General features: G+C 39.6%; 5 protein-coding genes. 3 read left to right on the plus strand and 2 right to left on the minus strand.

Annotated features, from left to right (window positions below):
• Nucleotides 1–82: 82 nt before the first annotated feature.
• On the minus strand, nt 83–1,609 hold the full coding sequence (locus B4H32_RS00980; RefSeq protein ID WP_004680908.1) for an acetyl-CoA C-acetyltransferase: 1,527 nt from the start codon (nt 1,607–1,609) through the stop codon (nt 83–85).
• Nucleotides 1,610–1,833: 224 nt separating this feature from the next.
• Between B4H32_RS00980 and B4H32_RS00985 the strand changes: the two genes are divergently transcribed.
• From B4H32_RS00985 to B4H32_RS00995, 3 genes are all read left to right on the plus strand, one after another.
• Nucleotides 1,834–3,225: a 3-oxoacyl-ACP reductase gene (locus B4H32_RS00985; RefSeq protein ID WP_004769242.1), complete on the plus strand. Its 1,392-nt coding sequence runs from the start codon at nt 1,834–1,836 to the stop codon at nt 3,223–3,225.
• Between the two features lie 66 nt (nt 3,226–3,291).
• Nucleotides 3,292–4,146: a MaoC family dehydratase gene (locus B4H32_RS00990; protein WP_004680906.1), complete on the plus strand. Its 855-nt coding sequence runs from the start codon at nt 3,292–3,294 to the stop codon at nt 4,144–4,146.
• An 82-nt stretch (nt 4,147–4,228) separates the two neighbouring features.
• Nucleotides 4,229–5,482, plus strand: coding sequence for a serine hydrolase domain-containing protein (locus B4H32_RS00995; protein WP_004680905.1), 1,254 nt, complete (start codon nt 4,229–4,231; stop codon nt 5,480–5,482).
• Nucleotides 5,483–5,546: 64 nt separating this feature from the next.
• Here the strand turns inward: B4H32_RS00995 and B4H32_RS01000 are convergent.
• A partial coding sequence (locus B4H32_RS01000; protein WP_286799334.1) for an HNH endonuclease family protein occupies nt 5,547–5,998 on the minus strand: 452 nt, incomplete at its 5' end.

The following is a 5,998-nucleotide window of genomic DNA, read 5'->3' on the forward strand; positions in this document are numbered from 1 at the left end:
AATGAGTTATCTATTTTTGTCGTGTACAAAGGAAAAAGGGACTAAATCCAAAGACCTAGCCCCTTATTGATTAGGTCGGCAATTATTTTTCAATAATAGCTGTTACACCTTGACCGCCAGCAGCACAAATCGAAACTAAGATACGACCTGAACCTTTTTGGTTTAAGATTTTCGCAGCGGTGGCGATGATGCGACCACCAGTTGCAGCGAAAGGGTGACCCGCAGCTAAAGAAGAACCTTTAACGTTGAGTTTGCTACGATCAATTGAACCTAAAGGTGCATCTAAGCCTAAACGCTCTTTACAGAATTTCTCATCTTCCCAAGCTTTCAAAGTAGAAAGTACTTGTGATGCAAACGCTTCGTGGATTTCGTAATAGTCGAAATCTTGAAGTTTAAGACCAGCACGCTCAAGCATACGTGGAACTGCATAAGCAGGAGCCATCAATAAGCCTTCTTTCTTGCCAACAAAATCAACTGCAGCAGTTTCAGTGAACGTCAAGTAAGCAAGAACTTCATGGCCATTTGCTTTAGCCCACTCTTCAGAAGCTAAAAGTACGCATGAAGCACCGTCAGTAAGTGGAGTAGAGTTACCCGCTGTCATTGTTGCAGCTTCGCCTTTGCCAAATACTGGTTTTAATTTTGCTAATTTCTCAGCAGTTGAGTCAGCACGTAAGTTGTTGTCGCGGCTTAAACCTAAGAATGGCGTGATTAAGTCATCGAAGAAACCTTCTTCGTATGCCTTTGCCATTTTTTGATGAGAAGAAGCTGCTAAAGCGTCTTGATCTTCACGAGCGATACCCCATTCAAGGGCAGTAATTGCTTGGTGATCACCCATAGATAAACCAGTGCGTGGTTCACCATTTTTAGGTGCGTCCATCAAATCTTTAACATTGATTTTAGATAAAGCTTTTAAACGATCTTTACCTGTTTTAGCAATGTTCAACTCAAGCAAAGCTTTACGTAAACCATCACCTAAAGCGATCGGTGCATCAGAAGTTGTATCTACACCACCTGCAATACCCACTTCGATTTGACCCAAAGCGATTTTGTTTGCAACAAGGAAAGCTGCCTGTAAACCAGTACCACATGCTTGCTGAATGTCATAAGCTGGAGTTTCTGGTGCAAGCTGAGTGTTTAAAACACACTCACGAGTCATGTTGAAGTCACGGCTGTGTTTTAATACCGCACCTGCAACCACTTCACCTAAACGTTGACCTTGTAGGTTAAAACGCTCAACTAAGCCGTTTAATGTCGCGGTGAACATATCCATGTTTGAGGCAGTGAAATATGCGCCGTTTGAACGTGCGAAAGGAATACGGTTACCGCCAATAATGGCAACACGGCGAACAGTGTTTTGGCTCATGCTTTTATCCTGTTGAACAGAAGGTTTGGTTGTTTTAGCTGGTGCTACTTTTGTAGATGTAGAAGAAGCAGTGCTTTTTGTACTACGACTGGTAGAACGAGGACGAGTCGTTTTAGTTGCCGTACTTGCTGCTTTAGGAGTTGCGTCAGCACTTTTACTTGGAGCAGAAGTTGCTTTTGATGTATTTGACACAGTCTCTTGAGCAGAATTCTCGACTGCTGGATTTTCTTGAGTTGTTTTGCTCATAAGGCTTTTCCAAGCATAATTGCGATATTCTTGCTATAACCATAGCATATTTCCAATACTGCTGTATTGACTAGAATGACGATTTAGACCACATTCAGGTCAAGACATCCAGACATGAAGTCAAGTATGATTTATTGCGAGTCAATCAAACATTGGTTTCATGTTATTTTGCTGACATGGTTTAGATGTTTGTAAAAAATTCATTTGTATGAGAGATAATAATCATGACCGATCAATACCAAGCATTTACACAATCACCTTTGGGTAAATTTGTTGTAAAAAATTTAGGTTTACCGTCACCAGTTAGCTTAGATCGTTTTGAAAGTGGCCAACCTGTTGTAAATGGTGCCGTATTGCTTGGCGCAGCACCTTCAAGCACTATTTCCGCTTCTATTGCACAGGTTCTTAGTAATATCCATGCAGATAGCTACGTAGGCAATAACGTTGAATTACAGCAAACTGCTGCAAAAGTAGGTTTAAACCTTCGTCCTTTGAATGCAGATGATAAAGAGTCTAAATTTAAAGCAGTTGTATTCGACGCTTCTGGTATCCAAAATTCAGAACAATTAAAAGAGTTGTACAACTTCTTTAATCCAATCGCGCGTCAAATCTCAACTTCTGGCCGTGTGATTGTGATTGGTACAACGCCTGAAACAGCGAAAACTGTAAAACAAGCCATTGCTCAACGTGCGCTTGAAGGTTTTGTGAAGTCTGTTGGTAAAGAATTCAAAAAGGGTATCACTGCTCAAGTGGTTTATGTAGATCAAGGTGCTGAAGCAAACTTGGAATCTACTTTACGTTTCTTAATTTCACCACGCTCTGCTTATGTATCTGGTCAAGTGATCCGTATTTCTAAAGCAGAAATAGTGAAATTAGATTGGGCTAAGCCACTTGCGGGTAAAACTGCACTCGTAACGGGTGCAAGCCGTGGTATTGGTGAAGCAATTGCACAAGTATTGGCACGTGATGGCGCACATGTGATTTGCTTAGATGTTCCTCAACAACAAGCTGATCTTGAGCGTGTTGCGGGTTCAATTGGCGGTTCAGTATTGGCAATCGATATTACTGCTGCTGACGCTGGCGAGAAAATTAAAACTGCTGCGGCTAAACAAGGCGGTTTGGATGTCATCGTTCACAATGCAGGTATTACTCGTGACAAAACTTTGGCAAACATGAAGCCAGAGCTTTGGGATCTAGTCATCAACATTAACTTGTCTGCAATTGAACGTGTTAACGATTACTTACTTTCTAATGATGGTTTAAATGCAAATGGTCGTATCGTTTGTGTATCATCAATCAGCGGTATCGCGGGTAACTTGGGTCAAACCAACTATGCAGTGTCTAAAGCAGGCGTAATTGGTTTGGTTAAATTTACTGCACCAACATTGAAGAATGGTATTACGATCAACGCTGTTGCACCAGGCTTCATTGAAACTCAAATGACTGCTGCGATTCCATTTGCGATTCGTGAAGCAGGTCGCCGTATGAACTCAATGAACCAAGGTGGTTTACCTGTAGATGTTGCTGAAGCAATTGCTTGGTATGCTTCTACCGGTTCAACAGGTGTGACAGGCAACGTTGTTCGCGTATGCGGTCAAAGCTTGTTGGGCGCTTAAGCGTTAAAAGTTTTGAAGAGGGGTGCTTGTGCATCCCTTTTTTATAAAAATATAGAAAGGTTCATTATGAATACACGCCATTTTAGTCAATTGCCAAAGCCTTACTTAGCTTATCCAAAAGTTATTCAAGGTTTAATTTTTAAAAAGCCAAAAGGCGAAAAAGTATTACCAAAAGTTGAATATGTGGTAGATACGCTTAATATTGATGCAAAACATTTAGAAAGCTATAACGAAATTTGTGGTTTTAAAAATGATGGTTTTGTACCAGCAATTTATCTAGCAGTACTGTCGCAAAGTCTGCAAATGCACATGATGACAAGTGAAGCATTTCCATTTGCGATTTTAGGATTGGTGCATATTCGTAACCAAATCAAGCAAACACGTAAGATCGCTGTAAATGAGCAAATTACGTTGTCATGTAAATTTGGCGAACTTCAGCCACATGATAAAGGCTTACAATTCGATTTCATTACAACTGCCAAAGTGGGTGGTGAAGTGGTGATGGAAAGTTTGACGACTTATTTATCACGTCAAAAAACTGAGAAAAAAGCTTCTGAAAAATCGAAAGAATCTAAAGAGCCTGCATATCAACCAAAAGCTGAATGGAATATTTCTGAGAATATTGGTCGCCGCTATGCATTGATTTCAGGTGATTTTAACTTGATTCATATTCATGCAGTCACAGCTAAAGCATTTGGTTTTAAACAAGCGATTGCTCATGGCATGTGGAGTAAGGCAAAAGCTTTGGCGAGTATTGAGTTACCCGCTGCTTATGAAGCAGATGTTTGGTTTAAATTGCCGATGTATTTACCATCAACTGTTGAGTTTTTAACAGCTGCCGAATCAAAACAAACTGACTTCTTGATTCGTAACGTTAAATCTAAAAAGCCACATCTTGCGGGAACAGTGAAAGCACTTTAATACTGAATAGTATTGTTGAGTCAGCCCTTTTGTTCGCAAGAGGGTTGTTCTAAAAAATATAAATGTCATAAGGATATGTGCATTGATTAAAGAGATTTTATTTGCCGATACGCATAACTATCATGGCAAGGTTGATCATCGTTTTATTGACTTAGCAACCCAATTCAGTCGTTTGCAAGATGCGAGAAGCCATCAAGGTGGCGCTGCATTGGTGGTATATTTCCAAGGTCAGAAAGTTGTTGATATTTTTACTGGTAAAAAATCTCAAGAACAAGATTGGCAATCTGATACTTTGGCAATGTGTTATTCGACAGGCAAAGGAATTTTAGCAACGCTTGCACATATTTTAGTAAGTGAAGGCTTACTGGATTATGATCAGCCTATTGCACATTATTGGCCTGAGTTTTCCCAAAATGGTAAAGCCAATATTACATTACGTCATGTTTTATCGCATCAAAGTGGTTTATTTGATATTCGCAATACGATTGAGACAGCAACAGAAATGTTGGATTGGTCGCATATGTTAGAGCTAATGGCGGCTGCTGCTCCACGTTTTGCAGCAGGACAAAGTCTTGCTTATCAACCGCTGACTTATGGTTGGCTCATAGGTGGGGTCATTGAAAAAGCGGCGAAACAGCCTTTAAGTTGGTTAATGCAACGTTATTTGGTGCAACCACTTGAGTTGAATGGTGCTTATTTTGGCGTGCCTGCTTCTGAGCTGGATCGGGTTGCTCGTTTGCTGGAAAAACCTAAAAAACCATCTGCACCAGAGCCACAAGTTAAAAAAACTGATCAACCACGTAAAGTATCATTATCAGAAAAATTACTAGAACTTTCTGGGCAAAGCTCCCAAGATTTCCAAGATGCCATGATTCCAAAAGGCATGCGTAATTTTAGCTTTTATAGCGATGCTGGTTTACAAGCCGTCATTCCAGCGGCAAATGGAGTCTTTACCGCAGATAGTCTGGCTAAAGTTTATGCCATGCTTGCTAATCAAGGGCAGTGGAATGGTCAACAATTGATTCGTCCAGAAGTATTTAAGCAACTGAGTACAGTACAAAGCAAAGCACGTGATCGGGTGATGCCAATTCCAATGCATTGGCGTTTGGGTTATCACCGTATTTTAACGATGGGTAAGCGTTCACCACATGGCTTTGGTCATATGGGTTTTAATGGTTCAGGTGCGTGGTGTGATCCTGACCGTGAATTGAGTTTTGCTTATATCCATAATTTTAACGTGACCTCCGCAACAGGGGATTATCGTCTGTGGGGTTTGAGCCAAGAAACCTTGCGTTGTGCTGATGCGGTTTTACAGGGAAAGAAAGGGTGGTTTTAAAATATTGATTTACTCAAAAAATAATTGGGGAGAATAGTAAGTCATTCCCCCATGATTTTAGTTGTTATAATGCTGAAATATCAAAATATTGTTGAGTAAATTGCATGATTTTTTGATGACGACTGTTAATCTCATCTTCTGCCCATTGATTTTGACTATGGATTTCACTATAACTAGTTAAAGTCGTCAATTTAAATAGATCCTGCTTTATTGCAAAGGATTTATTACTAAATTGACTATTTTGACTTTTTGTTAATAAGGCTAAATTACCCGCAAGATGGAGATAATTTTTTTCAAATTCTTCACTATGAGGTGTATCTTCTGGATTTTGTGGACAAATATGTTCAATCGTATAGTCATTAAATAAATTTTTATTCAATAGAATACCCGAACGATTCTTTTCTCTTAGCATATTTTCATATTGCCATAAGATAAATTTTATGGTTTTGCTATCGTAAAAATGTTTTTTTGTCATATAATCTTCAACAAGATTAATGAATTTGTCTTCCCAATACC

The organism is Acinetobacter sp. UBA2063 (genome assembly GCF_002333245.1).
Lineage (GTDB): Bacteria > Pseudomonadota > Gammaproteobacteria > Pseudomonadales > Moraxellaceae > Acinetobacter > Acinetobacter parvus.

What these genes read in the sequence shown, in the direction of transcription:
- B4H32_RS00980 (WP_004680908.1), bottom strand. Translation starts at nt 1,609, where the DNA reads ATGAGCAAAACAACTCAAGAAAATCCAGCAGTCGAGAATTCTGCTCAA.
- B4H32_RS00985 (WP_004769242.1), top strand. Translation starts at nt 1,834, where the DNA reads ATGACCGATCAATACCAAGCATTTACACAATCACCTTTGGGTAAATTT.
- B4H32_RS00990 (WP_004680906.1), top strand. Translation starts at nt 3,292, where the DNA reads ATGAATACACGCCATTTTAGTCAATTGCCAAAGCCTTACTTAGCTTAT.